Consider the following 17,027-nt stretch of genomic DNA (forward strand, 5'->3'; position numbering starts at 1 on the left):
CGGTACATTAACATCCGCTGGTACAGTGACTAACCTGTTAGACGGTACGATTACTAGCGTGCTTGGTGCGACTATCACTGCCGGTACATTAACATCCGCTGGTACAGTGACTAACCTGTTAGACGGTACGATTACTAGCGTGCTTGGTGCAACGATCACTGCCGGTACATTAACTTCGGCTGGTACAGTGACTAACCTGCTAGACGGTACGATTACTAGCGTGCTTGGTGCAACGATCACTGCCGGTACATTAACTTCGGCTGGTACAGTGACTAACATCCTCGGCGGTACGATTACTAGCGTGCTTGGCGCGACGATCACTGCTGGTACACTGAGCAGCGTAACCTCCATTTCCCAGCGCAGCTTCGTTGAACTGCCTACAACGGCAATTGCCACTTCGGATACCTATACGCCGCTGCCTGCCAACAACACCAGTATCCTTGGCACCTATTCCTACTTCATTGTGAATACCGGAGCCAATCCGGTGAATACTCGGGTCGAGATCAGTGCAGACGGAACCAACTATTTCGTCGATACGACCGGAGACAACCCGCTGGCAGCAGGTTCTGTAGACGTAATTGTGCCTGCCCGCTTCCTGAAATACACCCGCCTCTCTTATCAATCCGCCACGTCGGGTGCAGCTTCTACGCTTAATGTTATTTTTGATGCACAAGGAACGTAAGCCTAGTTTCCGTCATACGATGCAGAAGAGAGGAGTGCATGGGTACCCATGTACTCTTTCCTGTGCGGTATTCCGCATCTACATAAGACGGCAGCGCTTATACATGCTTATTTTTGCAGAATACCCGGAGGAACTAAGGCCCGCGAAGGAGGAACAATCTTGAATCTATCTGCCAAACCTACACTCGGAGTGCAGCTCATTGTCAACAATGAAGCCGAGCTGCTCCCCCGTTGTCTAGCCAGCCTGCAGGGCGCCGATGAAATCATCGTTGTCGATACCGGCTCAACCGACTCGTCCGTGGAGATCGCCCGCAAGTACGGGGCAACGGTTGTTGAAACCAAGTGGAACCACCATTTCTCAGAGGCACGCAATACCGGTCTCTACCATGCGGCCAGCAGCTGGATACTGGTCCTGGATGCGGATGAAATCCTTCAGACTTCTATAGCGTCAATTAAGGAGATTCTCAGGGGCAGCACAGCCGAAGCCTATACGGTACGCATAGAGAACCTGCTGGGAAGCAGGCCCGAGGAGCGTCTGTATCACCATCCGGTGCGGCTGTTCCGGGGTGGGCAGGGCTATCTTTTCAGCGGAAGAATTCATGAAAGTGTTGAGTCCTCTATTCTCACACAACATGGGTCCGCCGCCATCGGGGCCAGTCCAATAGAGATTCTTCACTTCGGCTACCTGCCCCCGGTCATGAGCGCCAAGCATAAAATCATCCGCAATGGGCACCTGCTGCGTCTTGCGCTTGCGGAAGAGCCTGACGATGTGTTCACCCGTTATAATCTGGCGGTCAACTGCTGTCAGGACGGACGGCTGGAGGAAGCCGGAGAACTGCTGCGCCAGAGTCTTACCCTTGCTCCGCTTCAGGCCTCTTACCGTCCCTCGATCGTTCGCGATCTGTGTACAATTGATCTGAACAACGGTCATGTAAAAGCGGTCGACAGCCTGCTAACCCGCGAGCTGACACGTTATGGAGATTATCCCGACCTGCATTACATGCAGGGCCAGTCCTGGGAGAGCCAAGGATTCTATGAACGCGCCGTCCAGTCTTACCAGCATGCCATAGATACCTCGTCTGCCCCGGCTCCGCACAGAGCATACGTCACTGAACAGGGCATAGACAGCTTCCGCCCGCTGCACCGGATGGGGGCCATTTTCCAGCAGCTCGGGAAGCAGAAGGAAGCCGCGCAGCTGTACCATCGTGCGCTACAGCAGCACTCCCTGTATCTTCCCGCGCTGGAGGGGATCGCGTCTGCTTTTCAGGAGCTGGAGGTGACGGATGGAGAGATTGCCGCACTCTTGATACAGCTAACCGGTACAGCGCAGCGTGCTGCTAGAACCGCAATTATCGGAACATTGTACCGGCTGGATGCTTATACGGCGATTGCAGAGCTGCCGCCCGCCGTCTGTCCGCTGGAAGAGGACACCTTGCTGTTCGTGCTGTCTTCCTGGATCATTACCGGAAAATATCATGCGTTCAGAAAAACTGCCGCCAAGCTGCGGGCTAACCCCACCCAGCTGTCACCCGAAGGCCTAAATGCGGAAACTGTACGGCAGCTATGCCTGCTTGAGGCTGTCTTAACCTGGGAGCTGAGAGGGAAGCTGCAGGAGGAGCTGTGGCTGCAATCACCTGCGGAATTGCGTTCCGCGATGCTTGAGATCGACACGGAATTGTCTCTTGATTCCGCTGAGCCGCAGGCAAAATCCGCTCCCTCCGGGGACTCCCCGCTGCTTGCCGTGGTGATAAGGCTCGCTGTGAAGCACCAGTTCATCACGCTGGGCAAGCGGCTGGTTGAACGGTTCCCGGCATATACAAGCACTTTGGCAGAGGCGCTGTATGAGGAAGGCTGGCGGGCAGAGGCGGGGGAACTATTCATCAGCCTTGCAGACAGTAAGGACGCTTCAGGCGCAACCCTGCGGTATCTCGGAGAACTGCTCATAGATAAAGGGCATTATGCGGAGGCTGCCGGCTGGTACCGCCTTGCCCTGGGGGAATCGCCTGCAGACGATGCGGTCAGCACCGGACTGGCGCTCTGTTATCTGTATCTGGCGGAGCAGCGGCTCGCAGAAGCTGTTGAACGTCTTCAGGGGGTGGGACAGCCGGCTCAGGGTCCGCTTCAGGAGGATAGAGCAGCGGTTGCCCAATCCATCGCGGTGCTGCGCTGCACCCCCTGGCATACGAAGTGGAATTACACCCAGCGGCAGAGAGGAGCGGATCTGGGCTTATGACCACGAAACCACAACAACCGCTGATTTCCTTGTGCATGATCGTCAAAAATGAAGCCGACAACCTGGCCCGCTGTCTCCGGAGTGTGCGCGGGACTGTGGATGAAATCATCATTGTGGACACCGGCTCCACCGACGCAACCCGCTCCATTGCCCGCAGCTTCGGTGCCCGGATTATCGGGTTCCCGTGGAACGGGGATTTTGCCGCCGCACGCAATGCCGGTCTGGCCCTGGCGCGCGGCACCTGGATTCTGGTGCTGGATGCAGACGAGGAGCTGGAGCAGGGGAGCCGGGAGGAGCTGCTGGTGTGCGCGAAGCATACGGAGTATGAGGCTTTTTTTGTGCGGATTCATAATCATCAGGGGACGGAGCGTGCTTCGCAGACGCTTACGGTCAACCCGATCCTCCGGATGTTCAGGAACCGTCCTGGCTATCGCTTCAGCGGCATTATTCATGAGCAGATTGCGGCTGTCATTGTGCAGGAGACCCCGGCTGCCGCGATGCATATGAGCACCGTCGTTGTCCATCACTACGGCTATGCCGCCGGGGTCGTGGAGCGGAAAGACAAAATCAGCCGTAATCTCGGATTGCTGAAGCAGCAGCTGGAGGAGAGTCCCGGAGATGCTTTTCAGCATTTCAATCTGGCGGTTGAATATATGCGGCTTGGCGATTACAGGCAGGCGCTGAAACATATCGGCACCTCGCTGAACCTGGCCGAGCCGGGTACCAGCTATATTCACCTGCTCTATAAATACAAGGTCCGCTGCCTGGCAGTAACCGGTGATTACCCGGGTGCATTGGAGGCCTGCGGGCAAGGAAGCTTGCTCTTCCCGGACTATCCCGATCTTCACCATCTCAAGGGTGCGCTATTGTTACAGGTATCAGCCTTAGCCGAAGCTAAGACCGCACTGTGCCGGGCACTGGAGATTGGAGCCTCCCCTCCCCTCTACCATACGGAATCAGGGTTAGGCACATTTCTCACCCACACACTACTGGGGCAGGTCTGCCAGCAGATCGGCGAAGCGCAAGAGGCGGCAGCCTGCTTCACCAGGGCAGCCCAGCTCCAGCCGGACCCCTGGCCGCTGATCCCCCGGCTCACGCGCCTGTTCAAATGCACGGGCCGCGAGCCCGAGCTTCACGGCTGGCTGGCCGGGCAGCTGCCCGGCATCCTGGCGGAGCAGCGCCAGAAGCTACTGCGCCTGCTGGTACGGGATGGTTGTTACACAGCGGCGGTTGATATGCTTGGGGACGGTGCAGGGGCTGGTGTGGCGGCGGGTAAGATGGGCGGTACGGCGCAGAGTGCGGGAGTGATGGAAGCGGCGGTGCGGGATGCGGGTGAGATGGACGGTATGGCGCAGAGTGCGGGAGTGATGGAAGCGGCGGCGCGGGATGCGGGCGAGATAGATGGTAAGGCGCAGAGTGCGGGAGTGATGGAAGCGGTGGTGCGGGATGCGGGTGAGATAGATGGTAAGGCGCGAGATGCGGGAGCCGTAGATGATGTAGGGCCGGAGGTGCCGCCTACTGCTGATTTGTTAGAGCTGTTGCAGCGGGCGAAAGCAGCTTCCGCAGCGGAGCTGAGCTACGATGATATTACTGAGATGCTTAGTCATCCTGCAGTTGTCCCGGCAGACCGGAACACCTCACTCCCCATACCTGCTATTGTTGCGGCTGTGCAGCCCTGGATTCTTTTGGCTGACAAGGTTCTGGCTGCGCTCGTAACTTCGGCCATGTATTCACCGGCGGCTGCGGCAGCCCGTCTCACTCTTCCGCTTCCCAGATCAGCTGATTAGTATGTCATCAGAGACCGTAGCTGCGATAGGCCTAATTGTATTTGGTACAATTAAAACGCCAGATTGCTCGCCAATATCCCATTTAGTTGTACTTCGTACATTTAAACATCAGCCGATTCTTCCTTCTCCCCTTTTTAGGCAGGATTTAGTTGTACAGACTACAGCTATCCAATGAAAGTATGCTTTATCGCTCGTTTTAGGTGTACGTTCTGCAACTATCCTGCATAGCCGGCTTTTTATCTGGAGAGTGCCGGTGTGACTGGTCGCCCGCGGACTGAGGATCGTTTATTTTGGAGAAAACGCATGATTGGGAAGAGTTACGGACTCCAGTGCGCTTAAAGGCGGAGATGCTGCCCAAAATCATCGGTTAGAGAGACAATAGGGTCCTCTCCGTCCGCCACTCGGTAAAAAGTGCTGTTTTGAGGGAAATAACGGCTCTCCAGTCCGTCAGGAATATATCCGCTCCGCTTGCTTTGCACTCCCGCTTTTTCAATCAGATACTGTCAGAAAGGAGCTTACAGACCATGGATACTCCCGGGATCTCGCTCTGCATGATCGTCAGGAATGAGGCGCAGCATCTGGAGCAATGCCTGCTGTCTGTTCAGGGTATGGTCTCGGAGATCATCATCGCAGATACCGGATCAGAGGATAACAGTATGGCTATCGCCCGCAGGTTCGGTGCCCGGGTGATCCGGCTGCCCTGGGAGCATGATTTCTCCAAAGCCCGTAATCATACCCTACAGCTGGCCTCCTATGGCTGGATTCTGGTGCTGGATGCAGATGAAGCCCTTGCGGACTGGAAGCGGGAGGAGTTAGAGTATCTGCTAGAATCGGAGTGTGCGGACGGGTATTTCCTGCCTTTTATTCATTATGTGGGTGAGGCCTCAGGGCGGGAATACGTGACAGACAATGTGTGCCGGCTGTTTCGTAATGATTCACGTATCTGTTTTCGCGGGAGCATTCATGAGGAGGTGGCCTCCAGCATCTGGAGACTCCCCGGAGGACATATCGCTTATGCCCGTCTGCCTGTCCATCACTACGGATATCTGGATGATGAGCTTCAGCGCAAAAACAAAGCCAGCCGCAATCTGCAGCTGATTCTCGCTGCTCTGCGGCTTGAACCAGACAGCGTTCCTCTGCGGTACGCACTGGGCACGGAATATTACCAGCAGGGACAATATCAGGCGGCGGCAGATCTTCTCTTGCCTCTGCTAGAGGAAGCTCCACCAGACTCCGGGTATACCGCTGACCTGTATCTCAAGACAGCCTTTGCCCTCCAAGGGGGCGGGCGGCCTGCGGACGCGAAGTCTGTCTATCAGGCCGGGATTGGGCTGTATGCAGATTTCACCGATCTGCTGGAGAGCTATGCCGGGCTGCTGCTGGAGCAAGGGCAGGTATGGCGGGCGTACCCTCTACTTCAGCGGGCACTGGACAGCGGGGATACCGCACATAAATACCCTTCCTCCTCCGGCAGCGGAACCTGCCGCACCCGCCTATTCGCCGGACGGGTCTGCGAGCGGCTGTTCCTCTACGAGGAAGCCATGGAGCATTACAGGCAGGCGATACTCTACTCGCCTGACGATCTTGCCGCTTGGGAGCAGCTGGCCACGCTGTGCCTGCTGTCCGGGCAAGCGGAGCAGCTGGCGGTGTTCACCCGTCAGCTGCTCCCTGCCCTGCCCCGGCGAGTGCTGAGCAGGCTGGTGCCTGCCGCACTCAATGCCCGCGCCGCCCCGTGGCTGGCGGCGCTTCTCGCAGCACCGCATCTGCCGGAGGATATCCGGCAGGTGCTTCAGGTGCTGCTAGGGACGCTGTTCCGGGACCCGGAACAGCCCGGGGCCGCATCCGCCGGGCTTGCGCGGATGCGGGAGGATGCGCCGGATAACCCGTGGATATCCGGCTATCTGTGGGCCTTGTCCTGCCGCAGCAGCGGAATCGCCGCGGCAGGACAAGGCCTGAGGCGGCTGGCGGAGCTGCCGCCCGGACTTGCAGCCGCGCATCGCCGGCTCGCGGGGCTGCAGGCAGGCCCGGCGGAGCATGGGGCCGATGAGCATTCAATAATTTTGTTTCCGGCAGAAGGTACCTTCCCGGCTCCTGACACGGACAGCGCTGCCCGTTCGGAGCACCATACCGACACACCGCTAACCTTCGCAGATTATTCTTACGCAGCACAACTGCTCCTTCAGGCAGGCGCTTGGGATACATTACTCCTGCTGGGCAGGCCCACTAGCGCTGCACGCTTTCTCTGGAGCAGACTTCCCCTGCCGCTGCTGCGAGGACTACTGGATGCACCTGTTTCATTTAAAATGCAATGGTGTGCAGATTACACCCGGCAATCACAACACTATAGCCTTCCTGGTGATGCTGCGGAATGGCTGCTCTATGCAGCCATTGCCCAGTCATGCGGGCAGGTCCCGCAGCTTACGCCCGCCGATGAACAGACGCTTCGCCAATCCGGCAGCACTGCCGCAATCACTGGCCTCAGCTACCACATGCTGCTTCTTGCGGCGGAGGTTCGCCCACAGGGCAACATCTCCGCTACAGGCAGCATTCCGTGGCTGCTGCTTGTGAAGTCTGCGCTTCAGAGCGGGGATGACAGAGATAACAATATCTAAGGTTACGCTTGGCTTTCCCCCCTCACTCAATCTTTGAAATATTAGCTTTACAAATCCTCTTGAAACACTCATATGGAAAACGAAAGACCCTGAGGGATAGCTCCCTCAGGGTCCACTTTTAAACTTTCTGCTTAGTTACAAATACTGTATTCCTTAGCAATTACCCATCCATTAAGACCATATGAAGCTGAAATGACATAACAGTTATACTGTTCATTTATTAGATATTCAAGCAAGTCCTCTATCTTTTCATAATACATCGGCCAGGCGGAATCCTTTTGTTCTTCTAACAATTCCTTATTACTTTTGACAAACCGACTGATTTCAAATTTGCTAATATCAAGGATAATGCTCCCCCGCAACTGCGTTTCAAACCTATGCATCAGAACATTAACAAACTCAATAGTGACAGGAACCAGATTTCCTTTGCCGCCCAGTGTGTGCAATGTAATTTTGGCATTTTGTAAATCAATGTTATAGGAGACAATTTCATTATCATGAATACTTTGCACCGAATCCAGCCTCCATACAATCCATATTATGCTCATTTTGGGGAGCCGCTGCTCCAATCCCAAGTATGAATATACATGAAAATAAGGCTATTATCTACGTCAATCCCCCCACTCCACCAACCGGGGGTGCTCATCCAGAATGGAGCGGTAGTGCTCCAGGCTTCCCCATTTGCCCTCAGGGTCGAGCTCCATATAGCGGTCGTACTTGCGGCGCAGCGCGTCAGGCTCCAAGGCCCAGCCGTAGTGCTTCACCCGCAGCTCGGCCAGGAAGCCTGGCAGCACCGCATACGATAGCGGCAGCCGGGGAACGTGATGATCCATCTGCGGGGTGAAATAATAGAAGCCGGGCAGATAACGCACCAGTGTGCGCGTATGCCTCGTATGGAGATTCCAGAGCTCATCTTCCCGGTAATGGGTCGTGCCGCCCCAGAAGTCATACATCCGAAAGGCCACCCAATCGTAGACATCCTGGTTGATCAGATGCCGCATTTCCTGCTTGGCCCGCTCTTCGTAGAACTCATCAGCATCTACCGACACAAGCCAGTCCGGCCGCGTGGATACGGCCAGATCCCAGAGCGTCTGGCGCAGCTCCCATTCCCGCCTGAAGAGGGAGTGCTCCAGCGTCACCACCTTGCTCACCTTGGCAAAAGAGCGGCACACACGCACCGTATCATCCGTGCTGCCGTCATCCACAATGACGATCTCATCGACGAATTCGCTCAGCTCCCGCAGAACCTGCTCCAGATACCGGCCGCTTTCATTGCGCACCTGCATCATCGCCGTCAGGCGGTTGCCGGAAGCCTTGCGCAGCGGTTCATTCCTGTGGTCACCCACCCGTAGCCCCTCCTCTTAACTTCTGCACCGCTTCTTCCAGATCTGCCATTTCAGCAAAAAGCTGCCGCGCCCCCTGATCCGCACCCGCGCAGCGCAGGAAGCTGCGGATAGCCTCATGGCGCCTGCCGTACAAGAGATGCAGGGTCCCTTCAATCACAGACAGTTGCCCGGCATTCCGTTCTGCCAGCTCATCCGCAGGAGAAATCTCTTTTACCGGGCTTGCTCCCTGCCTGCTTCCCTCATCCCCATCCGTGCCTGCCCCCTGGATACTCCCCGTCTTCCCTTCCGTACTTTCCGCGCTGCTGCTTCCCGCATTCCCTACCTTCCCCGCATCCTGCAGGCTCCCCGCCAGCCCCAGCAGTCCCGCACTTCCCGCTTCCGCCACCGTTCCTTCGGCCGCCAGCTCCTGATGAAGCTGCAGCGCCTTCTCCCACTGGAAGGTCGCGATATAATTGTGCAGTAGCCGCTGCTGGGCCTCCGGCTCAGGCAACTGGCCCAGCAATTCAATGGCTGCCGCGTAGTCTTCATTCACCGTCATAAGCTCTGCACAGAGCAGCCCCTGCTGGGCCTCACCCCCGTGCAGCCATTGCTTCATCTGCATACCCCTTGCCCGCTCCTCGTCTGTAAACGCCGTAATCTCATACTGCCGGACTGCAAGCGCAAGATTCCCTTGCTTCGCTTCAATCGCTGAGAAGAACCGGTAATGTGAATGCAGACAATCCGTATAATTATGCAGCAGCATCAGCTCAAAGGATTGGGCCAGAAGCTGCGCAGCTGTCTCATCTCCTTGCAGATATAAGTAAGAAGCCGCTAAATAATGCACCGAAGGCTCACCGGGCAACTTGGCGCACATCGAGAGATAGAAACGGGTACGGAGCCTGCGCTGGATATCCAGATACGTCTCCCCGCTGTTCACCGCATCAGGCGGATGCCATAGTTCCGTCAATGCCCTGTTCCAGACCGCCTCAGCATCCGTGAGAAAATACAGCCGCTCCCCCCGGCGGAGAAGTCCGTAGGACACCGGCTCATCTCCATTCAGATAGACCACTTGGCCCCGGCGCAGATTCTGCTCCAGATAGATCCGTTCCGAGGAGGTTCCGGCAAGATCAGAGAGCGCTCCAAGAGACGAACTGTATTTATCCCACAGCACAGCATCTTCCCCATCCGGGCAAGGCTCCAGCAGAGCCACAGTATAAGCAGGCTGTAGAGCCAGCACATCTGGCAGCCAGTAGGGCGATGAGACCAGCAGCGTATACTCTCCGGTATCCAGTTTGTACACTTCCGGCAGAGTTACAGACCTGACCTGGCTGCTCCGCTGCTGGACCGGGGTCATCGCTCCGGCGAAGCAGACCTCCCCGCGCTCCGGAAGGAGCTCCAGCATTCTTTTATACTCATAATCCTCCCAAGCCGTGCGGCTGAGCACAATATAGTTCATAAGCGGCCCTCCCCCGGCAAGGCTTCATCAAGGCTGCCCGGTCCCGCACCCGTTGCTGCTGTCTCTCCTGCATAATCTATAGACAACTCCGGGTCCGGCACAAGCTCCAGACTGCGGAGATGGCCCTCCCGCTTCACAATCCTCCCCGGTGTTCTTCCGCTTCGGTGTGCAATGCGTTCAAGCGGAAGAACCTGCGGAATCCCTTCGCTTGTGCATGGTAGCCCGGATTCTGCGGCATGATCGTCTGAACTGACAATCAGATCCGCCCGGCTATACCGGAGAACCCGGACCATTCTCTCCACATAGCGGTTATCATACGACGCACAAGCCGACAAGTAGACTATGATCTCACTGCCGTAGAGTGCCGAGATATTCTCCAGCGCATGGAGCCATGCCTTCTCGCCGTGAACGGTAATCACAGCGTCCCGCTCATGCACCGGAAATTCCGGAAAAGACTGGCTCCAGCTGTCCCTCACCCACACCCAGCGGATATTCCCGTAGCTCTGGCTCTCCTGAAGCATCTGCTGCCGTTCGCGGGAATCCGCCGCCGTCCAGTTCTCTTCGAAATACACGACCGTTGTAACCAGCAGAGCGGCAACCGTATCCCGGCTAAGCGGAATGACCGGCTGCGGAGGGCAGGCTGTGAGATCACGGGGAATCTGGAGCGTACCCGCAGGGGAGAGGGTGCTGTTCAGATTCCATTTTTGCAGATAAGCCTGTTCGCCCTTCCCCCGGACTTCAATGCCGCCCGCCTTCACACTCTCCGCTTCCAGCCTATGCAGCACATGAACATAGCCCGAGTCACTGCGCGCAAGCTCCGCTCCCAGCATCCGGGCCCGCAGACACCAGTCCGCGATGATCAGGCGGCGTTCGCCCAGAGAAGCATCGAACCCGCCTACCCTCAGCAGCAATTCTGTGGCTATGAGCAGGCAGGAACCGGTTAGTACCTCCGTATAATTCCATTCCCCTTGCTGTTTCTCCAGCGTATGGGCGGTGTACGCAGCCAGCTCAGCATATCCGGCAAAATGCAGCTGCCGCTGCCCGTCTCCCCACTCCGTGGAGGAGCAAGGAGCGACAACTAACACCGCAGGATCATCAATCGGCGGCCATAGCAGATTCCCGAGCCAGCCCGGAGCCACCATGACACAGTCCTCCAGCAGCACGGCAAAAGAGGTCTCGGCATAAGCCAAGGCCTCATTCACCCTATACTCACCCTCGCTATAAGGAAGGAACCGCATTCCTGCTTCCCCGGAGAACTGCTCCGACAACGCTTGCAGCGGAAAATCAGTGGTCATGGCAACCGCAGTCACCCGCACCGCTGGCCCGGAATGCTGAAGCAGCAGCCTCAGACACTCCGCTGACCACGGCGCATGACGCAGTTCCACCACCAGCGTAATCCCTCCCTGCACCGGCAGGGGCAGCAGGCCCTCCCGTTCCAGATAGCTGTACCTTGCAGCCAGCCGCTCCGTACGGTCCGCTTTTGCAGCATCCCAACCCTTCCCCGCACTCCTATCCTCCATCGCTCCATAAGACACCCAACATCACGCTCCATTAGTCAAACTATGCTGTCTATAATGTATGAGTGTGTCGGGGTATATATCCCTATAATTACCATTGCTATTCGCTGCCACCGCCCTCATTCCCACCCCCGGCATTCACACCGGGCACAGAGCTGCCGCTTCCGGCGGGCGCCTCAGTCTCTCCGCTGCCCGCATGTCCGCCTGATCCGCTGGAGCCTGAGCTGCTGTTATCGCTGCCTGCTGGTGTGCTGTCCTCGCCGGCGCTGCTCTTCCCGGTACTCAGCGAAGGGGCCGGAATAGCGATGCCCGGGGCGCTGCTGCCGTTCTCGCCGACAGGCTTGCCCTGATTATCATAGTAGTACATCGGAACGTCACCGACTACCATCAGGTAGGAGACGGGGATCTCTGTATCCACCACCTGCGGCTCCATATCAAATGGAATGACGACGGCTACCTCGGTAACAATATGAATAAAGACTTCAACGAGAATCATATTGATTCCGGCATTCTGCTGCCGTGTGTTCAGCTCCACCTTCACTGCCCCCTGAGGCTCTACCTTAATCGGAATATCCGGACCATAGGAGGCAATCAGCGGGCTGCCGAGCGCCTGCCCGAGCGGAATATATTCCGTACGGTTATGCAGCTCCTGTAGTGTGGACTGGATGACTTCAGCGGCCTGCGAGGTAATCCGCATATGCTCCTTGTAGTTGAGCATGAAGCCGGAGATTTTGCCGTTCTTGTCGGTCTTCCAGTCAATCAGCGCCTCGGCATTCCCCCCGTCTGCTACCTGGGACGTAATCGCCTTGTTAATCGATTCCGTGGCGATCTGCTTCACCCGGATCTGGGCCAGATGGAGAATCGGCGGCTTCAGATGCTGCTCCACATAACGCAGCCCCTGCAGCACTGCCAGAAGCAGCAGCAGGCTCAGAACGATCCAGAATCTGCCCTGTCTGCGCGGCTTCTGCCCCTTGCCCCCGGCAGCTTCCTGCCACTTCCCTTCCCTCCTGCGGAACAGACGGAAGCCGCCGCGCCCGGCTTTGCGCCAGACCCGCTGGTCCGGAGCGCCTGCTGCTCCCCCGGAAGGCTTGGCTGACCCGTAGCCTGCTTCGCTCCCGTCCAGCCGGACGCCGGATCTGGAGGGCTTCGCCACGAAGCCCCCGCTCCGTCCCCAGCTCCGGCCAGGCAGACCCGCGCCGGGTCTTGACGGCTTCGCTTCGAACCTTGCTCCCGAACCCGAGTGCGGCGGCTGGATTCCCGCTCTGGACGGTTTGGCCTTGAAGGCCTGGCGGCGCCCGACCGTCCCCCTCAGTCCGCTTCCGTTGAAGTCCGGCAGCCGCAGACGCCCGAAGAGCGGTACGCCTGCGCTCCGTTTCCCCCATTTTCTGATTCTGCCCATGCCCTGCAGTCCCTCCCGACATTCCTGCGGTCAAGCCGCTCCCTGTACTAATAGGCTATTCAGCACACACGCAAAATAACCCCACAATGTGGGGTTAGCCTTGAAGTGGAGTGTCTTTTATCCAGCATATCGAGCATCTTCCTGAACCTAATGCCCCGTCCGCTTGCGCTTATCCTCCTGGAGATGCCCCCAATGCAGCCGGACAAAGATAGCGAGCAGAATCAGCATAAACACGCCGTACCACAACAGAAAACCGTTCCAGTCCTCACGCGGGACAATTAACGAGGAGCTGAGCGTACCGAACAGCCAGATGAAAGACAGATTGCCGAGCACCGTCCCCCAGACAAAAGCTGCCGGCTTCATCGGCGACACGGCCGACATCAGGTTGATGATATTACTGGGCACAATCGGAATCGTACGCAGCAGCACCAGGGTCCAGATGCCGTAACGGTCCAGATAGGTCTGCCATTTCTCATACTTCTTGAGCTTGTAGCCCCATTTGCGGTCGAACCAGTCGAAGAGATACCGCCGGAAGAGAAAATAGACGAATACCGCGCCCAGGTTGCAGGCCAGCCAGCTGACAGCCATCCCGCCGATCACTTCGAATACAGAGACATGGAGCACAATCAGAATCGCCAGGGGGAAAAATCCGAACAAGCTTTGCAGCACGGCGAGCGGAAAGGTAGCGAATACAATATACGGGCCGCTAAGTCCAAGACTCTGCAGCAGCCAGTCAATCCAGGCATTGATCATCTCGGTCATGGAGCGCTCTTCCTTTCCTGACTCCTTGCAGCATGTAAAGGAACCGCTCATTAATGAAAGATTAATTGTTGAAGAAAAACACCCCTTGCGGGGTGTTTATTGACCATAAATTGATATATTCTACTTGATGAGCCGCTAAATCAGGACTAGTAAAAGGACAAAGGTTAGCGGTACAAGTTACAGAATTGTTGCTTATTTTCTCTCATCATAGCACACATCGGTCATCGCCGCCAGATCACTGAACCCTCCAGTTTTCACCTATGCAGAGATGCCAGCCGTCCACTCATTCACCTTGGCTTCATTGCTCTCTACCCATTCCTTGGCTGCTTCTTCAGGCGACTGTCCGCCTTGAATCTTGACCATAACCTGCTCCATATCCTCTGCGGTCCACTTGAATTGGCTCAGGAACTTGTGCACATCCGGCATATCCTCATTCAGGCCTTTACGGACCATAGTGTGAATCTGCTCGGCTCCGCCGTAGACATTCTTCGGATCGTCCAGGTACTTGAGGTCCATGTTGGCGAACATCCAGTGCGGAGTCCAGCCGGTGACTACAATCGGTTCATTCTTGTCAAAAGCCTTCTGCAGCTCCTGCGCCATCGCCGCCGATGAGCTCTCCAGCAGCGTATAATCGCTCAAGCCGTAGGCTTCGAGCGCTTTTTCCGTAGCCGTCATAATTCCGGCTCCCGGCTCAATCCCGATAATCCGCTTATCCAGCGTTGCCGCTATTTCCGCATTGTTCAGATCCTCAATAGAGTTGATCTCCATATAGGCGGGAACGGCAAGCCCGGTCTTCGTTCCATCCAGATTCACACCGGCATCCTCAATGTCCTTGCCGTATTTCTCCAGATAAGAGGCATGCGTGCTTGGCAGCCAGGCGGCTACCATGGCGTCTGCGCTTCCGTCAGCAATCCCTGCCCACATCGGTCCGGCATCGACCTGCAGCATCTCCACCTTCATGCCGAGCTTCGTCTCCAGCACTTCCTTGACTACGTTTGTACTGGCGATCTCGGAATCCCAGGCCACATAGGCCAGCTTCACCGTACTGTTATTATTAGACGAACAACCAGCTACCAGAATTACTGCCATCAGCAGCATGATCATCATTAACGGTCTGCGTTTCATCGAATGAGTTCTCTTCATATTAATTATACACTCCTATCCTTGTTGTTTGGGTTTGAACAGCTTCTGGGTCAGACGATCCAGCAGTATCGCGATAATGACAATGGCAATCCCCGCCTCGAAGCCCGCACCAGTCTTGGCCTGTGATACCGCACGGTATACATAAGCCCCGACCCCCTGGGCGCCGATCATGGACGAGATGACCACCATGGACAGCGACAGCATAATCGTCTGGTTAATACCGGCCATAATGGTCGGCATGGCGATCGGCAGCTGAAGCTTGAACAGCTTCTGCCCTGCCGTAGAACCGAAGGCATCCGCCGCCTCCACTAGCTCGGGCGAGACCTGACGGATACCCAGGTTAGTGAGCCGGATGGTTGGCGGAATCGCGAATATAATAGAAGCAATGACACCGGGAACGACCCCCAGCGAGAAGAATGACACGGCCGGAAGCAAGTACACGAACGCCGGCATCGTCTGCATGAAGTCGAGAATAGGAGTAGCAATGTTCTGGAAGGTCTTGCTCTGCGCACAGAATACCCCCAGTGGAACCCCGATAACTACAGCCAAGATGGAAGCGGTCAGCACAAGGGCCAGCGACTGCATCGAGGGACCCCATAATCCAAGATTATCGATCAGCAAGAGTCCGACCACTGCGAACAGCGCCATCCGCCATTTGCCGATCCAGTAGGCCAGAGCGGCAATCAGAAGGGTCAGTACGATTGCGGGCAGGAAATTCAGCGCCGCATCAATCCCGCTCACCATTCCGCCGATCACAGCATGAATGAAGTCAAATATCGGTCCGAAGTAGGTGGTGAGCCAATCTTCGATCCATTCTACGCCCTTTCCGAGCGGTATTTTGGGTAAATTCATCAGACTAATCCTCCTTCCGGAACCGCGTTACCGGCCAGGGCAGACAACACAGCCCCTTTGATTACAATGCCTTTCAGTTTCTCGCCTTCCCCTACTACAGCAACGGGCAGATGCGTCTCCGACATCAGCTCGAACAGATCATTCAGCAGGGTATCTGGCTGAACACGGGGAATATCACGCAGCATCACATCGAGTATGCTGCGGTTCTCCTTCAAGGCCTGTGAGGCATTATCCGCAGTCAGCAGACCTTGCAGCCGCATCTCGTTATCCGCCACATAGAGGCTTGATACGCCGCTGTCCCGCATGAGCTGCAGAGCGACCCGGGGTCCGCGTTCCGGGCGGATCATCTCCGGCTGACGCATCACGTGGGAAGCTGTCAGCACCTTGGACAGATCCACATCCTCGACGAAGCGCTCCACATATTTGTTCGCAGGCTGAATCAGAATTTCTTCCGGCGATCCGATCTGGACAATGACCCCGTCCTTCATCAGGGCAATACGGTCCCCGATCCGCAGCGCTTCATCCAGATCATGCGTGATGAAGACAATCGTCTTCTTCACTCTGGATTGCAGCTCCAGTAGTTCCTGCTGCATATCCTTGCGGATCAGCGGATCAAGCGCACTGAAGGCTTCATCCATCAGCAGAATGTCAGGATCATTGGCCAGACCGCGCGCCAGGCCGACACGCTGCTGCATGCCTCCGCTGAGCTGATCCGGACGGTGATTCTCCCAGCCCTTCAGCCCTACAAGCTCAAGAGCCTCCATGGCCAGCCGTGTTCGTTTGCTTTTCTCCACACCCTGGACTTCCAGTCCGTATTCTGCGTTAGCCAGCACACTGCGGTGCGGGAACAGCGCGAACTTTTGAAAGACCATGCCGATATTCTTCCGCCGGAATTCCCGAAGCTGCTCCGGATTCATCTTGACAACATCCTTACCCTTGAACAGCACCTGTCCTCCGGTCGGCTCAATCAGCCGGTTCAATAGACGGACGAGCGTGGACTTCCCACTGCCCGACAATCCCATAATGACGAATATTTCTCCCTCTTCAATGCTGAATTCGGCTTTATTCACACCGACTGTCAGCTTGGCTTCCTTGGCGATTCTTTCTTTGGACCAGCCTTGTTCTAATAATGGAAGCGCCCGTGCTGCATCATGACCGAATACTTTGGTTAACTGTTTCACCTCTATAATTGCCATGTTGACCTCCTTCTCTATCTCTGTTTATCGCGCCTGCTGCTACTGACCTAGTGTAACGGACTTA

Annotated in this window: 13 protein-coding genes; 4 read left to right on the forward strand and 9 right to left on the reverse strand. The window is 56.4% G+C overall.

Annotated elements, in window-relative coordinates; genetic code table 11:
• The 4 genes from C162_RS36470 to C162_RS34855 all read left to right on the forward strand — a co-directional run.
• Positions 1 to 682, forward strand: a 682-nt coding sequence (locus C162_RS36470; RefSeq protein ID WP_036701779.1) for a DUF6385 domain-containing protein, incomplete at its 5' end; no start/stop codon positions are given.
• A gap of 159 nt (positions 683 to 841) precedes the next feature.
• The gene (locus C162_RS34845; protein ID WP_051494084.1) at positions 842 to 2,914 is read left to right on the forward strand and encodes a glycosyltransferase; all 2,073 of its coding nucleotides are present in this window, start codon (positions 842 to 844) and stop codon (positions 2,912 to 2,914) included.
• Positions 2,911 to 4,701 (forward strand): tetratricopeptide repeat-containing glycosyltransferase family 2 protein, encoded by a 1,791-nt coding sequence (locus tag C162_RS34850; protein WP_051494085.1) that lies wholly within the window; start codon positions 2,911 to 2,913, stop codon positions 4,699 to 4,701. The genes C162_RS34845 and C162_RS34850 overlap by 4 nt, the downstream gene beginning before the upstream one ends.
• Before the next feature lie 524 nt (positions 4,702 to 5,225).
• Entirely contained in the window at positions 5,226 to 7,313 is a 2,088-nt protein-coding gene (locus C162_RS34855; RefSeq protein ID WP_051494086.1) for a glycosyltransferase, read from the forward strand.
• Between the two features lie 131 nt (positions 7,314 to 7,444).
• On the opposite strand, the gene C162_RS31810 is transcribed toward C162_RS34855, so the two are convergent.
• The 9 genes from C162_RS31810 to C162_RS31850 form a co-directional block, all read right to left on the reverse strand.
• Complete coding sequence (locus tag C162_RS31810) at positions 7,445 to 7,825, reverse strand: hypothetical protein (protein WP_036701781.1); 381 nt, start codon at positions 7,823 to 7,825, stop codon at positions 7,445 to 7,447.
• 99 nt (positions 7,826 to 7,924) lie between these two features.
• Positions 7,925 to 8,659: a glycosyltransferase gene (locus tag C162_RS31815; RefSeq protein ID WP_036701782.1), complete on the reverse strand. Its 735-nt coding sequence runs from the start codon at positions 8,657 to 8,659 to the stop codon at positions 7,925 to 7,927.
• Positions 8,652 to 10,094 carry a hypothetical protein gene (locus C162_RS31820; RefSeq protein WP_036701783.1) on the reverse strand — a complete coding sequence of 481 codons (1,443 nt, stop codon included), beginning with the start codon at positions 10,092 to 10,094 and terminating at the stop codon, positions 8,652 to 8,654. The genes C162_RS31815 and C162_RS31820 overlap by 8 nt, the downstream gene beginning before the upstream one ends.
• Positions 10,091 to 11,629 (reverse strand): glycosyltransferase family 2 protein, encoded by a 1,539-nt coding sequence (locus C162_RS31825; protein WP_036701784.1) that lies wholly within the window; start codon positions 11,627 to 11,629, stop codon positions 10,091 to 10,093. Before C162_RS31825 ends, C162_RS31820 begins: the two co-directional genes overlap by 4 nt.
• 82 nt (positions 11,630 to 11,711) lie before the next feature.
• Positions 11,712 to 12,542 carry a sporulation protein YunB gene (gene yunB / locus C162_RS37220; protein ID WP_156949760.1) on the reverse strand — a complete coding sequence of 277 codons (831 nt, stop codon included), beginning with the start codon at positions 12,540 to 12,542 and terminating at the stop codon, positions 11,712 to 11,714.
• Between the two features lie 615 nt (positions 12,543 to 13,157).
• Positions 13,158 to 13,772: a TVP38/TMEM64 family protein gene (locus C162_RS31835; protein ID WP_036701786.1), complete on the reverse strand. Its 615-nt coding sequence runs from the start codon at positions 13,770 to 13,772 to the stop codon at positions 13,158 to 13,160.
• Between the two features lie 258 nt (positions 13,773 to 14,030).
• Positions 14,031 to 14,915 carry a glycine betaine ABC transporter substrate-binding protein gene (locus tag C162_RS31840; protein ID WP_235218591.1) on the reverse strand — a complete coding sequence of 295 codons (885 nt, stop codon included), beginning with the start codon at positions 14,913 to 14,915 and terminating at the stop codon, positions 14,031 to 14,033.
• A 15-nt stretch (positions 14,916 to 14,930) separates the two neighbouring features.
• Positions 14,931 to 15,767 (reverse strand): ABC transporter permease, encoded by an 837-nt coding sequence (locus C162_RS31845; RefSeq protein WP_036701789.1) that lies wholly within the window; start codon positions 15,765 to 15,767, stop codon positions 14,931 to 14,933.
• On the reverse strand, positions 15,767 to 16,963 hold the full coding sequence (locus C162_RS31850; protein ID WP_036701791.1) for a quaternary amine ABC transporter ATP-binding protein: 1,197 nt from the start codon (positions 16,961 to 16,963) through the stop codon (positions 15,767 to 15,769). Before C162_RS31850 ends, C162_RS31845 begins: the two co-directional genes overlap by 1 nt.
• Positions 16,964 to 17,027 lie beyond the last annotated feature (64 nt).

Source organism: Paenibacillus sp. FSL R7-269, from assembly GCF_000517865.1.
GTDB lineage: Bacteria > Bacillota > Bacilli > Paenibacillales > Paenibacillaceae > Paenibacillus_AQ.

Coding starts and splice junctions, on each gene's coding strand:
- C162_RS34850 (WP_051494085.1), top strand. CDS start 2,911: ATGACCACGAAACCACAACAACCGCTGATTTCCTTGTGCATGATCGTC.
- C162_RS34855 (WP_051494086.1), top strand. CDS start 5,226: ATGGATACTCCCGGGATCTCGCTCTGCATGATCGTCAGGAATGAGGCG.
- C162_RS31820 (WP_036701783.1), bottom strand. CDS start 10,094: ATGAACTATATTGTGCTCAGCCGCACGGCTTGGGAGGATTATGAGTAT.
- C162_RS31835 (WP_036701786.1), bottom strand. CDS start 13,772: ATGACCGAGATGATCAATGCCTGGATTGACTGGCTGCTGCAGAGTCTT.
- C162_RS31840 (WP_235218591.1), bottom strand. CDS start 14,915: ATGAAGAGAACTCATTCGATGAAACGCAGACCGTTAATGATGATCATG.
- C162_RS31845 (WP_036701789.1), bottom strand. CDS start 15,767: ATGAATTTACCCAAAATACCGCTCGGAAAGGGCGTAGAATGGATCGAA.
- C162_RS31850 (WP_036701791.1), bottom strand. CDS start 16,963: ATGGCAATTATAGAGGTGAAACAGTTAACCAAAGTATTCGGTCATGAT.